Annotated in this window: 1 pseudogene; it reads right to left on the bottom strand. The window is 58.2% G+C overall.

Going from position 1 to position 292, the window contains the following annotated elements:
- Nucleotides 1–194, bottom strand: a pseudogene (locus B3187_RS10225) (sodium:proton exchanger); the annotation flags it as partial.
- Between the last annotated feature and the right edge of the window lie 98 nt (nt 195–292).

The raw sequence follows: 292 nt of genomic DNA, 5'->3' as shown, positions 1-292 counted from the left end.
AACAGCAGCAACAGCACACCCAGGTGGGCGATATGATCCAGTATTTCGCCATTCTCTTCGGGGAGGTTCAGTGCCGGGGCGACCGCACTGATGGCAAAGCCGGCGGCCAGGTAGCCGATCAGGTTGGGCAGGCCCATCCGGTGAACCAGAAATCCCAGGGTGAAGGCAAATGCGATCCAGACGGCTTCCAGCATGAAAAGCTCCGATGGTGAAACAAGGGGTCCAGTATACGGGTGGCTAGTATATCTGACCAACGCCAATAAAAAAGCCGTCGCCCGGACTCGGACGGCGG

The sequence above is a fragment of the Marinimicrobium sp. UBA4209 genome (assembly GCF_002381585.1).
GTDB lineage: Bacteria > Pseudomonadota > Gammaproteobacteria > Pseudomonadales > Cellvibrionaceae > Marinimicrobium > Marinimicrobium koreense.
This window is presented reverse-complemented; position numbering and strand designations above follow the sequence as displayed.